The 19,740-nt window shown below is 69.8% G+C and carries 17 protein-coding genes and 1 tRNA gene; 9 read left to right on the top strand and 9 right to left on the bottom strand.

Translation table 11 applies throughout. From position 1 onward, the window contains the following. Positions 1–43: 43 nt before the first annotated feature. The 5 genes from MWN33_RS17515 to gor form a co-directional block, all read right to left on the bottom strand. Positions 44–1,948, bottom strand: a complete 1,905-nt coding sequence (locus MWN33_RS17515) for a rhamnan synthesis F family protein (RefSeq protein ID WP_247202340.1) — start codon at positions 1,946–1,948, stop codon at positions 44–46. 170 nt (positions 1,949–2,118) lie between these two features. Continuing rightward, entirely contained in the window at positions 2,119–2,940 is an 822-nt protein-coding gene (locus MWN33_RS17510; protein WP_247202339.1) for an alpha/beta fold hydrolase, read from the bottom strand. 24 nt (positions 2,941–2,964) lie between these two features. Then, positions 2,965–3,795 (bottom strand): alpha/beta hydrolase, encoded by an 831-nt coding sequence (locus MWN33_RS17505; protein ID WP_247202338.1) that lies wholly within the window; start codon positions 3,793–3,795, stop codon positions 2,965–2,967. Between the two features lie 213 nt (positions 3,796–4,008). Further along, a complete protein-coding gene (locus tag MWN33_RS17500) occupies positions 4,009–5,394 on the bottom strand; it encodes a class II 3-deoxy-7-phosphoheptulonate synthase (RefSeq protein ID WP_247202337.1) in 1,386 nt (461 codons plus the stop codon). A 247-nt stretch (positions 5,395–5,641) separates the two neighbouring features. Continuing rightward, a complete protein-coding gene (gene gor / locus MWN33_RS17495) occupies positions 5,642–7,051 on the bottom strand; it encodes a glutathione-disulfide reductase (protein WP_247202336.1) in 1,410 nt (469 codons plus the stop codon). Positions 7,052–7,284: 233 nt separating this feature from the next. Between gor and MWN33_RS17490 the strand changes: the two genes are divergently transcribed. The 3 genes from MWN33_RS17490 to MWN33_RS17480 all read left to right on the top strand — a co-directional run bounded on the left by MWN33_RS17490 (position 7,285) and on the right by MWN33_RS17480 (position 10,339). Continuing rightward, positions 7,285–8,250, top strand: coding sequence for a Bug family tripartite tricarboxylate transporter substrate binding protein (locus MWN33_RS17490; RefSeq protein ID WP_247202335.1), 966 nt, complete (start codon positions 7,285–7,287; stop codon positions 8,248–8,250). 84 nt (positions 8,251–8,334) lie between these two features. After that, the gene (locus tag MWN33_RS17485) at positions 8,335–8,817 is read left to right on the top strand and encodes a tripartite tricarboxylate transporter TctB family protein (RefSeq protein WP_247202334.1); all 483 of its coding nucleotides are present in this window, start codon (positions 8,335–8,337) and stop codon (positions 8,815–8,817) included. A 10-nt stretch (positions 8,818–8,827) separates the two neighbouring features. Further along, positions 8,828–10,339 carry a tripartite tricarboxylate transporter permease gene (locus MWN33_RS17480; RefSeq protein WP_247202333.1) on the top strand — a complete coding sequence of 504 codons (1,512 nt, stop codon included), beginning with the start codon at positions 8,828–8,830 and terminating at the stop codon, positions 10,337–10,339. Between the two features lie 81 nt (positions 10,340–10,420). On the opposite strand, the gene MWN33_RS17475 is transcribed toward MWN33_RS17480, so the two are convergent. From MWN33_RS17475 to MWN33_RS17465, 3 genes are all read right to left on the bottom strand, one after another. Continuing rightward, positions 10,421–10,966 (bottom strand): DUF2059 domain-containing protein, encoded by a 546-nt coding sequence (locus MWN33_RS17475; RefSeq protein WP_247202332.1) that lies wholly within the window; start codon positions 10,964–10,966, stop codon positions 10,421–10,423. 24 nt (positions 10,967–10,990) lie between these two features. After that, positions 10,991–11,719 (bottom strand): ribose-5-phosphate isomerase RpiA, encoded by a 729-nt coding sequence (gene rpiA / locus MWN33_RS17470; protein WP_247202331.1) that lies wholly within the window; start codon positions 11,717–11,719, stop codon positions 10,991–10,993. Positions 11,720–11,821: 102 nt separating this feature from the next. Then, a complete protein-coding gene (locus MWN33_RS17465) occupies positions 11,822–12,337 on the bottom strand; it encodes a hypothetical protein (RefSeq protein WP_247202330.1) in 516 nt (171 codons plus the stop codon). A 184-nt stretch (positions 12,338–12,521) separates the two neighbouring features. On the opposite strand from MWN33_RS17465, the gene MWN33_RS17460 reads away from it, so the two are divergent. The 6 genes from MWN33_RS17460 to MWN33_RS17435 all read left to right on the top strand — a co-directional run bounded on the left by MWN33_RS17460 (position 12,522) and on the right by MWN33_RS17435 (position 19,073). Continuing rightward, positions 12,522–13,208 (top strand): HAD-IA family hydrolase, encoded by a 687-nt coding sequence (locus tag MWN33_RS17460; protein ID WP_247202329.1) that lies wholly within the window; start codon positions 12,522–12,524, stop codon positions 13,206–13,208. A gap of 90 nt (positions 13,209–13,298) precedes the next feature. Beyond that, positions 13,299–13,373: transfer RNA gene (locus MWN33_RS17455), tRNA-Val, on the top strand. A 111-nt stretch (positions 13,374–13,484) separates the two neighbouring features. Next, complete coding sequence (locus MWN33_RS17450; protein ID WP_247202328.1) at positions 13,485–14,204, top strand: SOS response-associated peptidase; 720 nt, start codon at positions 13,485–13,487, stop codon at positions 14,202–14,204. 103 nt (positions 14,205–14,307) lie between these two features. Beyond that, positions 14,308–16,227 (top strand): acyltransferase family protein, encoded by a 1,920-nt coding sequence (locus tag MWN33_RS17445; protein ID WP_247202327.1) that lies wholly within the window; start codon positions 14,308–14,310, stop codon positions 16,225–16,227. 104 nt (positions 16,228–16,331) lie between these two features. Then, positions 16,332–18,281, top strand: a complete 1,950-nt coding sequence (locus MWN33_RS17440; protein WP_247202326.1) for an acyltransferase family protein — start codon at positions 16,332–16,334, stop codon at positions 18,279–18,281. Positions 18,282–18,473: 192 nt separating this feature from the next. Beyond that, positions 18,474–19,073 carry a L,D-transpeptidase gene (locus MWN33_RS17435; RefSeq protein WP_247202325.1) on the top strand — a complete coding sequence of 200 codons (600 nt, stop codon included), beginning with the start codon at positions 18,474–18,476 and terminating at the stop codon, positions 19,071–19,073. A 66-nt stretch (positions 19,074–19,139) separates the two neighbouring features. Here MWN33_RS17435 and MWN33_RS17430 read toward each other — a convergent pair whose 3' ends face one another. Beyond that, positions 19,140–19,520, bottom strand: a complete 381-nt coding sequence (locus MWN33_RS17430; protein ID WP_247202324.1) for a gamma-butyrobetaine hydroxylase family protein — start codon at positions 19,518–19,520, stop codon at positions 19,140–19,142. Between the last annotated feature and the right edge of the window lie 220 nt (positions 19,521–19,740).

Below are 19,740 nucleotides of genomic sequence, written 5' to 3'. Positions count from 1 at the left end.
TAGCGCCCCGCTCGCGGCCCCGCAATCGGCCCGCGCCCGCCCGTCAGTCCCAGCCGGTATGCGGCACGCGCACGGCGGCGGGGCTGTAGCCCGCCTTGCGCACCACGGCCGGCAGCAGGCGCTCCAGCCCGTGCAGCACCGTGCCGTCGTCGGGGATCGGCTCGGCCGGGTAGTCCTCCCACCGCAGGTCGAGCGCCAGCGCCGGAGCCAGCGCCGCCGGCCGGGCGGCGAACATGTTGCCGACCGGGAAGTCGACATATTTGCCGCGCTTCTCGGGAAGGCCGATATCCTCGCAAAGCTCCTCGACGACCGGCTTGTTCAGCGCCCAGTCGAGCAGGTGCGTGTCTTCCGGATAGACCAGCCCGACCTCGGGCTGCGCCTCCATGAGGGCAAGCACCGTGTCGAGCATCGGATGCTCGCCGCCGATCATGTTCCCCCACAGGAAATTGCGCCAGGGATCGCCGATGGCGCGCCGCCGGCCCTTGGTCTTCTTGCCGTGCACGTGGAAGACGACGTCGTAGTCGTTCCCCGTCAGCACGTCGCGCAGGGCGGTGAGGAAGGGGCCGATGTCGCGCCCGATGTTCGGCACCACGTCGATGCGCACCCGCGCGGGATAGTCGGCGGTCATCGCCCGCAACTCCTCGGCCTTCGCCGCGGTATCGGTGGTGAGGAAGAGGTCCGGCCGCGAGGCGTTGACCGAGAGGCGCTCCAGCATCTCGGGGAACAGGTCGGGATAATAGAAATGCCCGTGCAGCGCGCTGGTGAGTCGGCTGGCGCGGGGGCGGTCCAGCGGCCCCGTCACCGGCACCGCCCACGGGCCGGGCGGGCAGCCGTTCTGCAGCCAGTGCGCGAGCGGATAGCGGCGCTGGTCGAAGCAGGCGACCGGGTGGTGCTCGGCATAGATCAGCGGGTGGAAGCCGGAATAGTCGCGCCGCATCGGCGGCGTGTTGATCGGGCGGCGCAGCAGGGTGCGCTTGCGCCACTCGAAGATCTGGTGTTCGAGCTTCTGCAACGGAGCGAGATCGCCGGGCGGGTCGGTCTCGTGCTTGATGCTCAGCACATCGAGCCGCTCGGGATAGGTGGCGAGGATGACGGCGAGCTCGTTGTCGACCTCCTCGCCGACCTCGCGGCCAAGCGCCAGAACCTGCCCGGTGCCGGCGCCGAGCGGCTCCTCCATGGCGAACACGCGCCAGCGACCGGCGAATTGCGGCAGCCGCCGCAGCGCCGCGTCGCGCGCGGCCTCGGAGGGGAAGACCACGGCACTCGCCCGCGCCAGCACGCGCTCCAGCGGAAAGGCGTCCGGCGCGCGCGTATCGACGTCATCCACCAGCGCCACCACGGGCACGCCGCGCCGCTCCAGAGAATCGGTCAGGTCCGCCAGGCCGGCGCCCACCGCAAGGGCGAAGAGCGGCTTCAACGTCGCGGCGCGCATCGCCAGCGCATCGACGAGGACCGGCCGCGGCACGCGCGCGCGCGCGACATCGACTGCAACCTCGACAGCGGGAAGGCCCGCGCCGGAGGCGCCGTCGAGCCGCAGCAGCACCACCTCCCAGTTGCCGGCCGCCTGCGCCACCAGAGCGGCGAGCGGGCCGACGTCGCCCTCGACCGCGATCAGCACGCGCCGGCGCTCCGCCGCCACGCCCGCCGGGTCGGGTTCGGGAAACGGCACCTGCGCGACGAGGGGCGGCAGCAGGTCCTCGCCCTTCGCCATCCAGCCGGCGAAGGCGCGGCGGGGACGGTCGTGGCGACGATAGACCAGCCCGTCGAAAGCCGGGCGCGCGCGACGGTAGGCGTCGAAAAGCAGGGTGCGGAGCAGCAGGCGCGGGCTGCCTTCGCAATCGAAGAGCACCCGGTCGAAGCCATGGCCGATGGCCTGGCTCACCCGCGTCAGCCTGGCACGAAACTCGCCGCGCTGCTCCGGGATGTAATAGGTTCGGCGCCGCTTCACAGGGGCGGCAGGCGGCTCCGTCAGGGTCATCGCGTGCGAACTGGCCGAACAATCATCGAGGTTGTGCACCCGCACCCCGGGAATCGGGACAGTTCGGGCACCCTTAAAAGCGTTCTAGAGGGCTCGGCCGTGCTTGGCCACCCCGAGCTCGGTCCCCCGTTACCACGCGCTTACGCGCCGCCACGATCGGGCAAGAGCGGGCCGGGCTCGGCGCCGGTCCCCGCGCCGAGGCGGCGCTCGATCAGGGCCTCGATGAGCCGGTAGCGCAGCCCCTTTATCAGCCCCGAGCCCTTGCGCCGGCGTATCGTGCGGTAGGTTTCGGAAAGCAGCCGCCGCTGCCAGAGCCGGCGCTCGAAGGCGGCGCGGTCGAAGCGGTTCTCCGCGATGTCGAGCACGACGCTCTCCAGCAGCCCGCATTCCTGCACGACGAGCGGGGAATGGTGCCCGCCGAAATAGAGGCGCACGAGGTCGAGCGGCGCCTCGCGCTGGAGGTTGCGTATGTGGCGGCGATCCTGGTTCAGTGGATCGTAGAAGACATATTTTGCCGCCTTCGCGCAGGGGAGCTGACGGTCCCACATGCGGGCGGACCCTTCCGAGCGCCAGCGCCGCTCCCACCACACGCGGCGCGGGTCCATGCTCCATTGCGGCGAGAAGGCGATGACGGCATCCGCCGCCAGCGGCGCCGAGAAGCGGTAGGCGGCATAGGCGCCCATGCTGACGCCGTAGGTGATGACGCGCGCGCCCGCCGCGATATCGGCCCGGACGACGGCCAGTGCCTCCGGCATCTCCGGATACTGGTACCAGCAATTGGCGGCGGACAGGAAATGATAGCCGGTATAGCCGCGCTTCTGGAGGAACGTCTCTCCATAGCCCGGCCGCACCGGCGCGCGTTCGAGCTGCAGCGACTCGAAGGTGACGAAGACGACGTCGTCGCGCGCCGCCGCGAGCTTCACGACCTTCAGGTTCGCGCTCTCATAGATGATCTCCCGCACGCCGCCTCCTCCGCGCTGGCGGCCTCAGCCGGCCGGCGCGACGGAGGTCGGTCCGCCGCCGTCCTCCGGCCGCCGCACCGGGCGGTAGCGCCAGTCGAGCAGGCGCTCCAGCGCGTAGTAGCGCAGCCGCCGCAGACCCCGCCGCACCTTGCGCGGGCGCACAAAGTGGTAGACCGAGGTCGAGCGCCGCCGCCGCCACAGCTCCGCCTGCAAGGCGGCGGGATCGAAGCGGTCCTCCGCGAGGTCGAGCAGCATCTGCTGGAGCAGCCCGCTCTCCTGCACATATTCCGTCGTGTGATGGTCGCTGAAATAGCTGAACATCACCGTCATCGGCACTTCGCGCTGCAAAAGCTCGATATGCCGGCGGTCCTGCGAGAGCGGGTCGTAGATCACGAAATGACGCGCGGCGCGGCGCGGCGCCTGGCGGTCCCACAGCAGCGCCGGGCCGCGCGGCCCCCACCGTTTCTCCCACGGCACGATGGCGGGGTCGACGCTCGCCTGCGGGGCGAGCGCGAACACGGTCTCGGCGCTCAGCGGCTCGGAGAAGCGCATCGCGGCATAGCCGCCCATGCTGGCACCGTAATTCACCACGCGCACGTCCGGGGGGATGTCGGCGCGCACCAGGGCGAGCGCCTGCGCGGTCTCGGGATAGTGATACCAGTCATTGCCGGCGGGCAGGAAATGATAGGCGGTGAAACCGCGCTTGGCGAAGAACACCTCGCCGAAACCGTCGCGGCCGGGAATGCAGTGCTCCTGCGGACGCATCTGCTCGAAGGTCACGAAGGCAACGCCGGCGCGCGTGCCCGCGACCTTGACGACCTTGAGGTTCTCGCTCTCGAAAATGATCTCGCGCACGCCTGCTGTCCCCGCGCGGGCGCCGTCACCCGACGACGTCCGTGCGCGCCGAAACTAGCCGGCCGCCCCTTCGACGGCCAATAAAATTTCCGAACGTATCCGTCACGGTTCACACGGGACGGCGGCGGGCGAACGCATCCACCGCCCGCCAACAAAAAACCGCGGCCCCGAAGGACCGCGGTTTTCAGTCGATGCGCAGGCGTCGGCGCCGGTTCACTCGGCGGCTTCGATCACCGGACGGGCGCGGCCGGCGTGCTCCTTCTTGAGCAGCTCGGCGACGAGGAAGGCCATCTCGATGGCCTGCTCGGCGTTGAGGCGCGGGTCGCAATAGGTGTGGTAGCGGTCCTTGAGGTCCGCATCCGAGATCGCCCGCGCGCCGCCGGTGCATTCGGTGACGTTCTTGCCCGTCATCTCCAGATGCACGCCGCCGGCATAGGTCCCCTCGGCGGCGTGGGCGGCGAAGAAGTCCCGCACCTCCTTGAGAATCTGGTCGAACGGGCGCGTCTTGTAACCCGAGGCCGCCTTGATCGTGTTGCCGTGCATGGGATCGCACGACCACACGACGGAACGGCCCTCGCGCTTCACCGTGCGCAGCAGCGCCGGCAGGTGGTCGGCCACCTTGTCCGCGCCGAAACGCGCGATCAGCGTGAGCCGGCCCGGCTCGTTCTGCGGGTTGAGCGCATCGATGAGGCGCAGCAGATCGTCCGGCTTCAGCGAGGGGCCGCATTTCAGGCCGATCGGGTTCTTCACGCCGCGCGCATATTCGATATGGGCGTGGTCGAACTGGCGGGTGCGGTCGCCGATCCAGATCATGTGGCCGGAGGTCGCGTACCAGTCTCCGCTAGTCGAATCCACGCGCGTCAGCGCCTGCTCGAAGCCCAGCAGAAGGGCCTCGTGCGAGGTGAAGAAGTCGGTCGAGCGCATCTCCGGATGGTGCTCCGGGTCGATGCCGATGGCGCGCATGAAGTCGAGCGCCTCGGTGATGCGGTCGGCGAGCGCCTGGTAGCGGCCGGACTGCGGAGAGTCCTTGATGAAGCCGAGCATCCACTGATGCGCGTTGCCAAGGCTCGCATAGCCGCCATTGGCGAAGGCGCGCAGCAGGTTCAGCGTCGCCGCCGACTGGCGGTAGCCCTCAAGCTGGCGGCGCGGATCGGGAATGCGCGATTCCGGCGTGAAGTCGATGTCGTTGATGATGTCGCCCCGGTAGGACGGCAGCTCGACGTCGCCGATCTTCTCCATGGGCGCCGAGCGCGGCTTGGCGAACTGGCCCGCCACGCGGCCGACCTTCACCACCGGCAGCGCGCCGGCATAGGTCAGCACCACCGACATCTGCAGAAAGACGCGGAAGAAATCGCGGATGTTGTCGGCCGAATGCTCGGCGAAGCTCTCGGCGCAGTCGCCGCCCTGCAGCAGGAAGGCTTCGCCATTCGCCACCTTGGCGAGTTCGCGCTTCAGCCGGCGGGCCTCGCCGGCAAAGACCAGCGGGGGAAACGAGGCAAGCTGACGCTCCACCGAAGCCAGGGCTTCGGCGTCCGGATAGTCCGGGACCTGCTGAATGGGCTTGGCCCTCCAGCTTTCCGGCGTCCAGCGTTCAGACATGATTGCCTCCACGAATGTCACGCCGCCGGAGCTCGTCCCCGGCGGGAAAGGCCGGCCTTATACACCCAAGCCCGAGCGCCGCGCCAGTGCACCTCCGCAAGGTCAGGCATGCCGGAAGCGGGGCTCGCCCGACCACATCGTCATCCCGGCCGAAGCGCCGCGCAGAGCCGGCATCGCTCTCCATTCGGGATGCGATCCCGGATCGGCCTTCCGGCCGTCCGGGATGACATTGGAGAGGATTCCGGCCTCAGATCGCCGGCGTCGCCTCGGTCGAGACCTCGGGGATCACCTGATCGCTCGAGGTGTGCTTCGAGCGCAGCGTCACCAGCTCCTCGGAGCTGGAGGGGTGGAGCGCCATGGTGCGGTCGAAATCCGCCTTGGTCGCGTTGAGGTTCATGGCGATGGCCGCCATCTGCACGATCTCGCCGGAACCCTCGCCGATGAGGTGGACACCGAGCACCCGGTCGTCCGCCTGGTCGACCACCAGCTTCATGAACACCCGCGAGGCCCGGCCCGACAGCGTCGCCTTCAGCGGGCGGAAGTCGGTCTTGTAGATGTCGAGCCGCCGCCCCTGCGCGCGCGCCTCGGCCTCGGTCAGCCCGACCACGCCGATCTCCGGCTCGGTGAACACGGCGGTCGGGATCACGTCGTAATTCACCTGCCACGGCTTGCCGCCGAACACCGTGTCGGCGAAGGCGTGGCCCTCGCGAATGGCGACGGGGGTGAGGTTGGCGCGGTCGGTGACGTCGCCGACGGCGTAGATCGAGGGCACGTTGGTGCGGGAATCCGCGTCGACCGCGATGGCGCCGGCCTCGTTGAGATGCACGCCCACCGCGTCGAGCCCCAGCCCGACCGTGTTCGGCACCCGGCCGATGGCCAGCATCACCTCGTCGGCGAACAGGTCGCGCCCGTCGCTGAGGCGGACGCGCTTGCCGCCCTCGATGGCGTCGATCGAGGCGATGGTGGCGTTGAAGGCGAAGCTGACGCCGTTCGCCTCCATCTCGCCGACGATGCGCGCGCGGATGTCCTCGTCGAAGCCGCGCAGCAGCGTGTCGCCGCGATGCACCACCGTCACCTGCGCGCCCAGCCCGGCGAACAGGCTGGCGAATTCGAGCGCGATGTAGCCCGCCCCCTGCACCACGACGCGGGCGGGGAAGCGTTCGAGATGGAAGGCCTCGTTGGAGGTGATGCCGAGGTCGCGGCCGGGAAAGTCGAGCCCGATATTCGGCCGCCCGCCGGTGGCGATCAGGATGGTGCGCGCGGTGACGCGCGTGCCGTCGGCCAGGCGCACCGCGTGCGGGCCCTCGATGACCGCGCGCTGGGGCACGATCTCGACACCCGAGCGGTCCAGATTGGCGCGGTAGGCGCCTTCCAGCCGGGCGATCTCCTTGTCCTTGTTGGCGATCAGCGTCGGCCAGTCGAAGCTTGTGCCCTCGACGTTCCAGCCGAAGCCGGCGGCGTCCTCGAATTCATGGGCGAAGCGGGCGGCATAGACGAACAGCTTCTTGGGCACGCAGCCGCGGATCACGCAGGTGCCGCCGACGCGGTATTCCTCGGCGATGCGGACCTTCGCCCCGTAGCCGGCCGCGATGCGGGCGGCGCGCACGCCGCCGGACCCCGCGCCGATGACGAAGAGGTCGACGTCGAATGGCTCCATGGCGGGCTCCCCAGGCTGGCGGACGGACGGCGGGGCGCGGATCGCCCGGTGGCCGGATGCTGCCCTCGCATGTCGCCCCGTGGCCCGTCCGCGTCAAGCCGGTGCATGGCTGCGATGCGCATTCTCTCATCCATGAGGGGAACTCGACTTGGCCGGCCATGCGCACTAGCTTCCTTGCCGCGTTCAAGCGGCGGCCTGCCTCAAATGCGCCCCGCTCATCCTTGGAGGAAACGATGAATCACATGCTTCGCGGTGCGCTGCTCGCCGCCGCCTTCACCGCTGCGTCGCTCGGCACCGCATCGGCGCAGGTCGGCGACCTCAAGATTATCGCCCCGGCCGCGCCCGGCGGCGGCTGGGACCAGACCGCCCGCGCCATGCAGCAGGTGCTGCAGTCCGAGAAGCTGGCGGCCAATGCGCAGGTCATGAACGTGCCCGGCGCCGGCGGCACCATCGGCCTCGCCCAGTTCGTCAACGGCAGCAAGGGCGACCCGAACGTGCTGCTGGTCGGCGGCTATGTGATGGTGGGCGCCATCATCACCAACAAGTCGCCGGTGAACCTGTCCATGGTGACCCCGATCGCCCGCCTGACCGGCGAGTACGAGGCCATCGCCGTGCCGGCCAACTCGCCGCTGAAGTCGATGGCCGACCTCGTGGCGGCGCTGAAGGCCGATCCGCAGAAGGTGTCCTGGGCCGGCGGCTCGGCGGGCGGCACCGACCACATCACGGCGGGCCTGATCGCCAAGGCCATCGGCGTCGACCCGACCAAGGTCAACTACATCGCCTTCTCGGGCGGCGGCGAGTCGCTCGCCTCCATCCTCGGCGGCAAGGTGACGGTCGGCATCTCCTCGCTCTCCGAGTTCGACGCCCAGGCCAAGGCGGGCAAGCTGCGCCTCCTCGGCGTGTCGAGCGCCGAGCGCCTGCCGGAAGCCAAGGACGTGCCGACCTTCAAGGAAAGCGGCGTCGACGTCGAGATCCAGAACTGGCGCTCGGTCTCGGCCGCCCCCGGTATCACCGAGGAGCAGAAGAAGCAGCTCACCGAGACCATCGGCAAGATGGTGCAGTCGAAGGCGTGGAAGGACCTGCTGGCGCAGAAGGGCTGGGTCGACACCTATCTCTCCGGCCCGGCCTTTGCCGAGCAGCTCGCCAAGGACGTCACGGCCACGCAGTCCGTGCTGAAGGATATCGGCCTCGCCAACTGAGCGGCCGCACCCGACCGACCCTGAACGCTCCCCCGTGGCCGCCGGCTGCGGGGGAGACGTCGTTCCGACACCCGGAGCTGTCCGATGAGCGATCCCACTCCCACCTCCGCCCGACGGCCCGACAAGGCCGGCTTCGTCATCGCCTTCGGCCTCGCCGCGCTGGCGCTTGTCGTTGGCTGGGACGCCTGGCGGCTCGCCAGCGTCAACGCGCATTCGGCCGTCGGCCCGGCGGCCTTCCCCACCATCATCGCCGCCGGCCTCGCCGCGCTGGCGGTCGCCACCGCCGTCGAGGCGCTGCGCGCGGGGCCCGTGGACCGGCCGCGCGACGAGATGGGACCGATGGCCTGGGTGCTCGCCGGGCTGGTCGGGCAGATCGCGCTGCTGCCCTTCCTCGGCTTCTCCATCGCCACCGGCTGGCTGTTCGCCGCCACGGCGAAGGGCTTCGGCCGCGGCCCGGTCTGGGCGCATTTCCTCGCCGGCACGGTCATGTGCTTCATCATCTACGTGATCTTCGCCAAGGGCCTGCAGCTTTCGCTGCCCGCCGGCCCGATCGAGCGGCTCATCTGAGGCAGGCCCCATGGATACGTTCGCCGCTCTCAGCCAGGGCCTGATGGTCGCCCTGCAGCCGATCAACCTGCTCTTCGCCTTCGTCGGCGTCATGCTCGGCACCGCCGTCGGCGTGCTGCCCGGCATCGGCCCGGCGCTCACCGTGGCGCTGCTGCTGCCGATCACCTTCAAGCTCGACCCCGCCGGCTCGCTCATCATGTTCGCCGGCATCTATTATGGCGGCATGTATGGCGGCTCGACCGCCTCGATCCTGCTGAACACGCCGGGCGAGAGCTCGTCCATCGTCACGGCGCTGGAAGGCAACAAGATGGCCCGCGCCGGGCGCGGCGGGCCGGCGCTCGCGACCGCCGCCATCGGCTCCTTCGTCGCCGGCACCATCGCCACCATCGGCCTCGCCCTCGTGGCGCCGACCGTGGTCGACATCGCCATCTCTTTCGGCCCGGAGGACTATTTCGCGCTGATGGTGCTGGCCTTCACGACCGTCTCGGCGGCCTTCGGCTCCTCGGTGACGCGCGGCTTGACCAGCCTGTTCATCGGCCTCTCGCTTGGCCTCATCGGCATCGACCTTCAGAGCGGACAGGCGCGGCTTTCCTTCGGCATCCCCGACCTGCTCGACGGCGTGGAGGTGACGACGCTTGCCGTCGCGCTGTTCGCCATCGGCGAGACGCTCTCGGTGGTCGCGGCCGGCTCCCGCGCGGACGAGATCATCGAGCCGGTGAAGGGCTCGGTGTTCATGAACCGGGAGGACTGGAAGCGCTCCTGGAAGCCATGGCTGCGCGGCACCGTGCTGGGCTTCCCCATCGGCGCCATGCCGGCGGGCGGGGCGGAAATCCCGACCTTCCTGTCCTACGCGCTGGAGAAGCGGCTGTGCCGCAAGCCGGACGAGTTCGGCAACGGCGCCATCGAGGGCGTCGCCGGGCCGGAGGCCGCCAACAACGCGGCGGCGGCCGGCGTGCTGGTGCCGCTGCTCACCCTCGGCCTGCCGACCTCCGCGACGGCGGCGATCATGCTGGCGGGCTTCCAGCAATACGGGCTCAATCCCGGCCCGCTGCTGTTCGTCAGCAATCCCGACCTCGTCTGGGGCCTGATCGCCAGTCTGTTCATCGCCAACGGCATGCTGCTGATCCTCAACCTGCCGCTGGTCGGGCTGTGGGTGCGCCTGCTCGCCATTCCGCGCCCGTGGCTCTATGGCGGCATCCTGGTGTTCGCCACGCTCGGCACGCTGGGGGCCAACCCCTCGCTGGTCGAGCTCGGCATGCTGCTGATCTTCGGCCTGCTGGGATATGTGCTGCGTCGCTACGACTACCCCATCGCCCCTGTCGTGGTCGGCCTCATCCTCGGCCCGCTGGCCGAACAGCAGCTCCGCCGCGCGCTCGCCATCAGCGTGGGCGACCCGACCGTACTGTTCCAGTCGCCGATCGCGCTGGCGCTCTACGCGCTGTCCGCCCTCGCTTTGTTCGGGCCGCTGCTGTTCTTCCTCATTACCGGCCGCAAGGCGCCGGTCGGAGGCGACGAGGACTGAGCCCCGACAACGAACGCCGAACCTGAAAAGCAAAATGCCCGGCGCGAGCCGGGCATTTTCGTATCGGGTATCGGTATGGCGTCAGATGGTGAAGCCGCGCTTCTTCATTTCCTCGCGCACCTTGCCTTCCATCTCGCGGCTGAAGGCGGCGCTCCAGGCCTGGATGCCGGCGAGGCCCGCATCGAGGATCTTGCCGCGGTTCTCCACCAGCTTGCGGCCGACCGCCGAGCGATAGAAGGCCAGCAGGTCCTTCAGCTCGGTCTCGTCGAACTGCACCGCATAGATGCGGGCGAGGATCTGCACGATCTCCTGCCGGCGGTTCTCATATTGCGGGGCGAGCTGCTTGGCGACTTCGCGCAGGTCGCGGATCAGGTCGGGATTGGCCTGCACGAAGCTGCCCGCCGCCTGCTCGATGACGCCGGGAATGAGCGTGTCGAAGCTGCTGCCCTCGCCATTGGCGACCAGCAGCTCATTGGCGAGCTTCAGCCGCTCCGGGCTCACCTGCGCGCCCTTGGCGTCGTTCATCTTGAACGGCGTCTGCTCCTGCGCGAGCGCGGGAAGCGCGCCGGCAAGGGCCGCGAGCGCCAGCGCCGCGCCGGTCAGCCGTCCTGCAATATCAAGCCGCATCAAAGTCTCCCTGACGAATGCTGCTCACGCGCGGTCGAGGACCGTCACGCCGTCGGCGCCCGCGAGAATGACGCGGCTCGCCAGATTGATGAAGAGGCCATGCTCGACCACGCCCGGCACTTCCGACAGCCGCGCGGCGAGCGTGGCCGGGTCGGAAATGCTGAGATAGGCGGCATCGAGGATCAGGTGTCCCTGATCCGTGACGAAAACATGACCGTCCGGCCGCCGACGCAGCGTGAGCAGGCCCTGGCAGCCCGCCGCGCGCGCCGCCTTGTCGATGCTGCGGCGGATCGCGGCGACGCCGAAATCCACCACCTCGATGGGCAGCGGGAAGGTGCCGAGCCGCGCCACCTTCTTGGAGGCGTCGGCGATCACGATCATCTGCTGGGCCGCCGTGGCGACGATCTTCTCGCGCAGCAGCGCGCCGCCACCGCCCTTGATCAGCGAGAAATCCGGGCCGATCTCGTCGGCGCCGTCGATCACGAGATCGAGCACGGGGTGCTCGTCGAGCGTGGCGAGCGGCACGCCGAGGCTCTCCGCCTGCGCGCGCGTCGCCTCGGAGGTCGGCACGCCGACGACTTCCAGCCCCTGCGCCACGCGCTGGGCGAGAAGATCGACGAAATGCTTGGCCGTCGAGCCCGTGCCGAGGCCGAGCTTCATGCCGGAGCGCACATAGTCGAGCGCGCGGGCGGCCGCCTCGCGCTTGAGCGCCTCGGCGGGGGAGAGCGCGTCAGGTGACTTCGCTGCGGTCATGGCGTCGACAAAGCCCGTTGTGGAGTTCTTCCCTGCTGCCTAGCGCCCTTGCGGGCCGCCGACAAGCCCGGCAACGCAAGGCGGCGCCCGGCCGGCGAGGCATCAGCGCGAGGGCGCGGTGCACACCACCGCCGGCTCGACGCCGCCGCCGTCCTTGGGCATGTCGCGCACGTAGCACACGCTCATCTGTCCGGTCTGGGCGTTGACGCGGAAAATGCCGGTCTCGCCGGAATAGCGCGTCGACACGACGTCGTAGGGGCCGGGCTCGCGCGGTCCGGCGCTGGCGTCGGTGCGGAAGCAACGCGTCACGCCCACGAGGCTGCCCTCGGGCCGCTCGAACTGGCAGGCGCTGACCTCGCCGGTGCGCACATTCACCGAATAGATGCGGTTGGCCTGCGCCGAGGGCGGGGAGGCGAACACGAAGGGGCCCGCGGCCGGCGCGCCGGGCGCCCCGGCGGGCGGCGTCGTGGCCGGCGGGCTGGCGGCGGGCGGCGTTGCCGCTGCCGGAGGGCTCGCCGGGGCGTTGTCGGTCGTTCCCTGCGCCAGGACCGGCCCCGCCGCGAGTGCCAGAGCGAGCATCGCCGCGCCAAACCCAATCCCCATGCCGTCGAGCCTCATTCCCAGCACTCCTGTTTGCGCGATACTGACCCGTGCCATTACCACCGACGCTGCCCGTCCGCATGCGCCCGATGGACGCGATACGCTGGACAGGAAAAGCGGCAGGATTGTAGGCCTAGCAAGTCAGTCCCGTCTCGCGGCGGCGGGCTGCCCCCGTTTCCCGTCACCATCCACGGAAATCGTCATGTCAGCAGCCACCCCTCCCGCCGTGATCGCCTTCGACCTCGACGGCACCCTTGTCGACACCGCCCCGGACCTTCTCGACACGCTCGACATCGTGCTCGACGAGGCCGGCGCCGCCCGCCTGCCGCGCGAGGAAACGCGCAAGATGATCGGCGCCGGCGCGAAGGCGCTGGTCAATCGCGGCCTCACCGCCGCCGGCATCGCGGTCGACGGACCCGCCTTCGAGAAGCTCTACGAGCGTTTCCTCGAACATTACGCCGATCACATCGCCGATCATTCGCGCCCCTTCCCCGGCCTTGTCGAGGCGCTCGACACGCTTTCCGCGCGCGGCCACGTGCTGGCGGTCTGCACCAACAAGCTCGAATATCTCTCGCGCCTGCTGCTCGACCGGCTGGAGCTCACCGACCGCTTCGCCGTCATCGCCGGCTCCGACACCTTTCCGGTGTACAAGCCGGACGCCGGCCACCTTCTCGGCACCATCGAGCGGGCCGGCGGCCTGCCGGGCCGCGCCGTCATGGTCGGCGACAGCATGACCGACGTGCTGACCGCGAAGAACGCGCGCATTCCCTCCATCGTGGTGCCGTTCGGCTATACCGAGACGCCCGCCATCGAACTGGGCGGCGACGCCTTCATCGAGCACTTCGACCACCTGCCGGAAACGGTCGAGCGCCTTCTCGGCCGTGGGTGACGTCGCAAGCGCGCTTGACACCTGGGACGGCGGCACACTAAATCCCCGCCGCGATGGACACCGGCGCGGGATTTCCCGCCCCGGACCAGCGGGCGATTAGCTCAGCGGGAGAGCACTCCCTTCACACGGGAGGGGTCGCAGGTTCAATCCCTGCATCGCCCACCATCGTGCTTCCGGATCAGGCACGATGATTTGGGCGCGCGATGCGCGCCTTTTGCGTGGACAGCCGGCGACACGCCTTCTGAAAATCCGCGCGCCGGGCCACTGTGACCGGGCATGTGCAACCTCTACAGCCATAACTCGAACGTGCAGGCGATCGCCGATCTCGTCGGCGCGCTGACGAATCGCGCCGGCAACCTGCCGCCACAGACCGCCATCTTCCCCGACCAGCCGGCGCCCATCGTGCGCACCGCGCCGGACGGCTCGCGCGAACTCGTGCTGGCGCGCTGGGGCATGCCGCCGCCCCCGCGCCTCGGCGGCGCGCCGATCACCAACATCCGCAACCTCGCCTCGCCGCACTGGCAGGGCTGGAACGGGCCGGCGCATCGCTGCCTCGTCCCCTTCACCAGCTTCTCCGAATACGCGCCGGAGCCGGCCCCGCTCACCAAGCGCCGCGACATCGTCTGGTTCGCGCTCAGTGAGGAGCGCCCGCTGGCCTTCTTCGCCGGGCTGCGCACGCGCTGGCACGGCACGCGGGGCACCCGCGCCGCGCCGGTGGAGGGCGAGCACGAGCTGTTCGGCTTCCTCACCTGTGCGCCGAATGCCGTGGTGGCGCCGATCCATCCCAAGGCGATGCCGGTGATCCTTACCACCGCCGAGGAGCGCGAGGTGTGGCTGCGCGCGCCGTGGAACGAGGCCGCCGCGCTCCAGCGCCCGCTGCCCGACGCCGCGCTGATCCTCGTCGCGCGCGGCGCGGCCAAGGACGACCCTGCGCCGCAGGAGACCTCGCCACCGCGCCCACCCGGCAGGGACGAGCGGCAGGGCAGCCTGTTCTGACGCCGGCAGGCGGGCCGGCATCGCCCCCTGCCGCTGCGGCGGCTTCCGCCCTCCCGGCCGGCGTGATAGGCGGGTTTTTCCTTGAGCGAGCCCGCGACCCGCCGTGCACCACCATCTGCGCTACCGCGCCCATATTGACGGACTGCGCGCCATCGCCGTGCTCGGCGTCGTGCTGTTCCATTTCGGCGCGGGCTGGCTGCCGGGCGGCTTCATCGGCGTCGACGTGTTCTTCGTGATCTCCGGCTACCTGATCTCGAAGTCGATATATGCCGACGCGGCCGAAGGCAGCTTCTCCATCCTCGCCTTCTATGAGCGGCGCATCCGCCGCATCGTGCCGGCCTTCGTGGCGGTGACGGCGCTCACCAGCCTGTGCGCCTTCCTGTTCTTCTTCCCCAATCAGCTAATGCTCTATGCGCGCTCGCTGATCTGGGCGGTGCTCGCCTTCGGCAATGTCTATTTCTACCTGCGCACCGACTATTTCGGCCCGGGGGCCGAGGATGCGCCGCTGCTGCATTACTGGTCGCTGGGCGTCGAGGAGCAGTTCTATTTCCTGTTCCCGGCGCTCATCCTCGCCTGCCGCCGCTTCTTCCCGCGCGCGCTGCCGCAGGTGGTGATAGGCCTCCTTCTCGCCTCGCTCCTCGCCTGCGAGCTTATCCGGCCGCACAATCCGGCGGCAGCCTTCTACCTGCTGCCCTTCCGCGCCTTCGAGCTATTGATCGGCGCCGCGCTGGCGCTGCCCGGCATGCGCTTCCCGCAGGACGGGCGGATCGGCGGGGCGGCGGTGGCCGGCGGCGCCGGGCTCATTCTCGCCGGCATGGCGCTGATCACCGAGCACATGGCCTTTCCCGGCCTGCTGGCGCTGGTGCCGTGCCTCGGCGCGGCGCTGGCGATCTGGGGCGGGGAAAGCGCGGCGAGCCTGCCGGCGCGGGGGCTCGGGGCGCGCCCGCTCGTCTTCTTCGGGGCGATCTCCTATTCGCTCTACCTCGTGCACTGGCCCCTCGTGGTCTTCGCCCGGCCGCTGCTGGCCGATCTTCCCGCGCCCGCCTTCCTGATCGGCGGTGTCGCCGCCTCCACCCTGCTCGGCTGGCTGTCCTGGCGCTTCGTGGAGCAGCCGGTGCGGCGCAACCGCGCCGCCTTCACGCGCGGCCGGCTTCTAGCCGGCACGGTGGCGGCCGGAGCGTTGCTCATCGCCTTCGGCACTGTAACCTCCAGCCTGCGTGGCTTCCCCGGCCGGCTCGGCCCGGAAATAGAGCGCGTGCTCGCCTTCGAGCGCTCGCCGCTGCGCGAGATCGTGCGCAACGGCCTGTGCTTCACCGACGACCACCAGCCGCGCGCGGTGTTCCCGCCCGAATGCCTGCCCGAACAGCGCCCGAGCGTGGTGCTCTGGGGCTCCAGCCACATCGCCCAGTTCGTCGGCGCGGTGAAGGCGGAGGCCGAGCGGCGCGGCTATGCGGTCGGCCAGATGACGGGCGCCTCCTGCCTGCCGCTCATCGAGTTCCGCAACACCCCCATGTGCGACGGGCTGAACCGCTTCGCCTTCGACTGGCTGCTGGCGCATCCGCCCTCGGTGCTGGTGATCGGCGGCGATGCGATCATCGCCACCGAACCCTTGAAGACGCTCGCGCGCGACCTTGCCCGCCTGCACGCGCTGGGCACGCGGGTGATCGTGCTGGGCCCCGTGCCGCGCTACCGGCGTCCGCCGCCGCAGGTGCTCGCCGAGCGGCTCTACCGCAGGAATCCGAGCGTGCTGGCCGACGAAAATCTGGAGCCGGTGACGCGCGAATCGGACCGGCTGATGGCCGAATTCTTCGCGGGCAATCCGGATGTCGAATATGTCTCCGTACTCGATGCCATGTGCCCTGAGGGGAACTGCCCGATGATGGTGGATGGCGAGCCGACCGGCTTCGATCACACCCATTTCACCCACCGGGGCGTCGCCTATTACGGCGGCAGGCTCGCCGGCATCGTCTTCGGCGACACCCCCGCGCGCCCCGCGACCGGCACGGCGCCCATGAGCCCGTGAGCCCTCCGCCCCCGTAGCGCCAGGGTCACATGGCGGCTCTAATCGGGCGCTCCCGCGCGCGCCAGCATCGCGGGATGTGCCATGGCTGCGCGGCAGCCGTCATAATGGCGCGAACCCGCCTCTCCTCCGGCCTCCTCCAGCCCCGGTCCATCGTGCATCAACATCTCGCCTACCGCGCCCATATTGACGGCCTGCGCGCCGTCGCCGTCCTCGGCGTCGTGCTGTTCCATTTCGGCGCGAAGTGGCTGCCGGGCGGCTTCGTCGGCGTCGACGTGTTCTTCGTCATCTCCGGCTATCTGATCTCGAAATCGATCTATGCCGATACGGCGGAGGGCAGCTTCTCCATCCTCGGCTTCTACGAGCGCCGCATCCGCCGCATCGCACCCGCCTTCCTGTTCGTGACGGCGCTCACCGCGCTCGCCGCCTGGCTCCTGCTGCTGCCGCAGGAGATGTTCACCTTCGCGCGCTCGCTGCTGTGGTCGACGTTCGGCTTCGGCAACGTCTTCTTCTTCCTTGAGACCGACTATTTCGGCCCGGCGGCGCAGGAGATGCCGCTGCTGCATTACTGGTCGCTGGGCGTGGAGGAACAGTTCTACCTGCTGTTCCCGGCGCTGGTGCTCCTGTTCCGGCGCGGCGGACCGCGCTGGCTGGTCGGCATGGTGCTGGGTCTGCTCCTCGTCTCGCTGGCGGCGAGCCAGCTCGCGCTCGGTACGCACCGCGCGGCGGCCTATTACCTTCTGCCTTTCCGCGCCTTCGAATTGCTGATCGGCTCGGCGCTGGCGCTGCCCGGCGGGCGGGCGCCGCGCAGCGACGTGGAACGCATGGCGGCGGTCGCCGGCGGCTGCGCCATGGTGCTCGGCGCCATGCTGATGCTGAAATCGACCGCGCCGTTTCCCGGCCTGCGCGCGCTCATCCCCTGCATCGGCTCGGCGCTGGTGATCTGGGGCGGCGAAGGCGGTGCGCCGCTGGTCGTGCGCCTGCTCTCGGCCCGCGTGCCGGTCTATATCGGCAGGATCTCCTACTCGCTCTATCTCGTGCACTGGCCCATCGCCACGCTGGGGCGCGCGGCGCTGGACACGGCCGGCATAGCCCCCGTGGCGGCGCCGGTCTTTCTCATCGGCGGCACCCTCGCCTCCCTCGCGCTGGCGGCGCTGTCCTACCGCTTCGTCGAGCAGCCCTTCCGCCGGAACAAGGCGCTGTTCACGCCGCGCCGCATGGTGGGCGGGCTCGTCGCCTGCACCGCCGCGCTGGCGCTGTTCGCACAATGGGGCATCGCCACGCGCGGCCTGCCCTCCCGCTTCGGCCCGGCCATCGAGGCGCTGTCGCCCTATGTCGACTATGACGGCGCGCAGGTCTTCAGCTGGCACCGCTGCTTCACCCCGAGCATGCAGCCCACCCCCGACATCGCCCCCGAATGCTTGCCGACCACCCACCCTTCCGTGATGGTCTGGGGCAACAGCCACATCGCCCATTTCATCGGCGCCATCCGTGAGGCGGCACAGCAGCGCGGCTATGCGGTCGGCGAGATCACCGGGGGCGCCTGCCCGCCGCTGCTGTTCGGCGCGACGCGCGCGGTGCCCTACTGCAAGGCGATGAACGAGTTTGCCTTCGACTGGGTGCTGAAGAACCGGCCCGACATACTGGTGCTGGGCGGCGTGCTCGCCGTGACGCCGGACATCGCCGCGAAGATCGCTGAGATCGCCGCGCTCGGCGTGCGCGTGGTCGTCGTCGGGCCGGTGCCGCTTTACGGCACGCCGGTGCCCACCCTGCTGTCGCGCCGGCTCATCGCCGGCAATGCCGACACCATGGCCGGCGACGACATGCTGCCGCTGACCCGCAATTACGAGGCGCAGCTCGCCGGCCAGCTCGCCGGCAATCCCGACGTCACCTTCGTCTCGGTGCTGAAGACGGCCTGCCCGGCCGGCGACTGCCCGATCGCGATCGACGGCCAGCCGCTGCAATATGACAACACCCACTTCACCCGCGCCGGCGTGGCGTTCTTCGGCCGGCCGGTGGCGGCGGCGATCTTCGGGGAGGCCGCGCCGGCGCGTTGAACGGGCTGCCGGCGGGTTCATCTGTGTCCCGCGCGCCATAGGTCCGCGCAATTTCGTGTCGTCACGGGCTCATGAAGACCGCGTGAAGCATTTCGCCGCATAGTGTCGGCTTGCGGCCATCGACGCAGGGGCAGCGATGGAGCAAGATTTTCCGGCCGTCGGCCCCGGCAGGCGGTGACAATCGTATTTCGTATGGGGCTTTCGATGCGATTCAACACGATGGCGGCCATGGCGCTCGCCGCACTGACGCTGGCGGGGACGGCCCCGGCCATGGCGCAGTCCACCACCCCTTCCTTCTTCGGCTTCTTCCGCCCGTCCGATTTCGGCAACGGAACGGGCAAGGGCTATTCCTCGATCCGCCGGCAGGTGGTGGCCTATAACGGCAAATACGCGCCGGGCACCATCGTGGTGAACACCGCCGAGCGCCGCCTGTACCTCGTGCAGGACAACGGCACGGCGCTGCGCTACGGCATCGGCGTCGGCCGCGACGGCTTCCGCTGGTCGGGCGTGCAGACCATAACGCGCAAGGCCGAGTGGCCGGGCTGGACGCCGCCGGCGCAGATGCTCCAGCGCCGCCCCGACCTGCCGCGCTACATGCCCGGCGGCATCGACAACCCGCTCGGCGCGCGCGCCATGTATCTGGGTTCGACGCTCTACCGCATCCACGGCTCCAACGAGCCGGAGACCATCGGCCAGGCGGTGTCCTCGGGCTGCTTCCGCATGACCAATGACGACGTCACCGACCTCTACAACCGCGTGCGGGTCGGCACCAAGGTCGTCGTGATCAACTGATACGGCCACCGCCATCCCGGACGGCCGCGAGGCCGCTCCGGGGTGCGTACAGGCGCGCCGCCCGCCTCAGTGCCGGCGGACGCTGCCCGCCGCGTCGCGCGAGAGGTTGCGCGAGGCGAGTTCCTGGAGATAGCGCGTCCAGCGCTCCTCCTGCTCGCGCCCGAGCGTGTGCAGGATGTCCCAGGTGTAGATGCCGGTCGAATGACCGTCGTCGAACATCAGCCGCACCGCGTAGTTGCCGACCGGGATCGCCTCATCGACCCGCACCTCGCGCTTGCCGGCGACGAGCTGGCGGTCGGCGGGGGAATGGCCCTGCACCTCGGCGGATGGGCTCTCGACCCGCAGATATTCCGCCGGCAGCGTGAAGGACGACCCGTCCTCGAAGGCGATGGTCAGCGCGCGGCGGTCCTTGTGGAGCTTGATCTCGGTCGGCCAGGCGTCGGTCACGGCTCTCTTCCCTTCCCTTGTGCGCCATCCCACATAAAGGGGCGGGGCGCGTTCGCCAAGGAGGCGCGCCGCGTCCCTGCTCGACGTTCCGTCTTTTCGTGAAGGCACGTCCCTTTTGGCGAAGGCACGTCACGAATGGTTCAGCCGATGGCCCGATAGGCCCCTGCGCCTTGGCACGAGGACCGGCTATCATTAGAAACGTCCTGAATAACCGGCCCCG

This window comes from Ancylobacter koreensis, from assembly GCF_023016525.1.
GTDB classification, from domain to species: Bacteria; Pseudomonadota; Alphaproteobacteria; order Rhizobiales; family Xanthobacteraceae; genus Ancylobacter; species Ancylobacter koreensis.
Note: the sequence above shows the minus strand (reverse complement) of the source record. Positions and strands in the feature narration are given on the sequence as shown.